At 78.3% G+C, this 1,720-nt stretch carries 2 protein-coding genes and 1 pseudogene; 2 read left to right on the top strand and 1 reads right to left on the bottom strand.

The window, feature by feature from the left end; translation table 11 throughout:
* Positions 1-205 (top strand): annotated as a pseudogene (locus tag ACLBYE_RS30370) (hypothetical protein); the annotation flags it as partial.
* Positions 206-283: 78 nt separating this feature from the next.
* Positions 284-952 (top strand): adenylyl-sulfate kinase, encoded by a 669-nt coding sequence (cysC, locus tag ACLBYE_RS30365; RefSeq protein ID WP_447697012.1) that lies wholly within the window; start codon positions 284-286, stop codon positions 950-952.
* 194 nt (positions 953-1,146) lie between these two features.
* Here the strand turns inward: cysC and ACLBYE_RS30360 are convergent.
* A partial coding sequence (locus ACLBYE_RS30360) for an ATP-binding protein (protein WP_447697011.1) occupies positions 1,147-1,720 on the bottom strand: 574 nt, incomplete at its 5' end.

Genomic DNA, 1,720 nt, shown 5'->3' with positions numbered 1-1,720 from the left:
GCCCGCCGCGCCGCCGAACGAGCTCGCCGCCGGGCCGGTCGCGCCCGAGACGGAGGCCGCGGTCGAGGCGCTGGTGCGGGCGGCGGCGGCGCGGGCCGCCTTCCGGTCCCCGCCCGCGTGGCGGCGGCGGACGGCCCACATCCTGGAGGAGTGCCGGGAGCGCCTCGGCGAGGCCGTCGGCTACCCGGTCTGGCGCGTGCCCTAGGGCCCGCCCGTGTCGGTGTCCGAGAACCGGCGGCCGCCCCCGCGGACGCCGCCCCAGGCGGTGGACCAAGCGGTGGATATGTGCGTCGTGCAGAAGATCCCGCAGACGATCCCGGCCGGCCTCCCTCCGGGCCCCGTGACCTGGCACCCCCTCCAGGCGCGGGAGGCGCGCTGGGCGCGCCTCGGCCAGGTGCCGGTGATCGCGTGGCTGACCGGCCTGTCGGGGGCGGGGAAGTCGACGCTGGCGGCGGAGGCCGACCGGACCCTGGTCGCGGGCGGCCGGCACAGCGCGGTCCTCGACGGCGACAACCTGCGCCACGGGCTCAACGCCGACCTCGCCTTCTCGCCGGAGGACCGCGCCGAGAACGTCCGGCGCACCGCCGAGGTGGCGCGGCTGATGGCCGAGGCGGGGACGGTGGTGATCGTCTCGCTGATCTCGCCCTACCGGGCCGACCGGGCGCTGGCGCGCCGGATCGCCGGCGACATCCCGTTCCTGGAGGTGTTCGTCGACACGCCGCTGGGCCTGTGCGAGGCCCGGGACCCGAAGGGCCTCTACCGGCTGGCCCGCGCCGGCCGCATCCCGGGCTTCACCGGCATCTCGGCGCCCTACGAGGCGCCGGAGCGGCCGGACCTGACGATCGCCACCGAGGGCCGCGGCACCGCGGCCTGCGCCCGCGCCCTGAGTACGCGGCTGATGCGGCTGAGCCGGGCGGGCGCGGGAGCTGCGGACGGGTCGCGGCCGCGCTGACGATCCGGGACTGGACGCGGGTCCCCTCTCCCGTTCGGGAGAGGGACAGGGTGAGGGATCAGGTCTGTCCGGAATAGGCGCACCGTGCCTGCGCGTCGACAGCGCGCGCCGTCCTGAAGCGTCCGGTCCCTCACCCCAACCCTCTCCCGAACGGGAGAGGGGGCAGGTCGCGTCCGCGAGCGGCGCCGGTGCCCCTACCCGCCCGGCCAGCGCAGCTCCGCCCGCAGGCCGCCCATCTCAGAGCGACCGAAATCGAGCCGGGCGCCGGCGGCCTCGGCGACGTCGCGGGCGATGGCGATGCCGAAGCCGGTGCCCGGCCGGCTCTCGTCCCAGCGCTGGCCGCGCCCGATCCCCGCGATGGCCGCGGCGCTCATGCCGGGACCGTCATCCTCGACGGCGAGGCCCGGCTGGCCGCCGACCGTCCCGGTGACCCGGACCCGCCGGTGCGCCCACTTCCGGGCATTGTCGAGGAGGTTGCCCAGCACCTCCATCAGCTCGCCCTCCTCGCCCGGATAGGCGAGGGTCCCGGGCACCGCCACGGCCCAGTCCAGGGACCCGCCCTCCGGCAGCCGCCGCAGGGTCGCGACGAGGCGCTCCGCCACCGGGGCGACCGGGCAGGACCGCCGCCGCAGGTCGCCCGCGGCCGCGACCCGCGCCCGGGCCAGCGCCCGCTCCACCTGCCCGCCCATGGCCCGCGCCTGCTCGGCGATCTCGGCCGCCAGTGCCGGGTCGGCCGGCCCGGTCCGGCGCGCCAGCGCGTCCAGCACC

Source organism: Methylobacterium sp. A52T (genome assembly GCF_053346095.1).
The sequence above is the reverse complement of the archived record's forward strand: the minus strand, read 5'-3'. Positions and strand labels throughout refer to the sequence as shown.

Excerpts from the sequence above, each read along its gene's own strand:
- cysC (WP_447697012.1), top strand. The coding sequence starts at position 284 with ATGTGCGTCGTGCAGAAGATCCCGCAGACGATCCCGGCCGGCCTCCCT.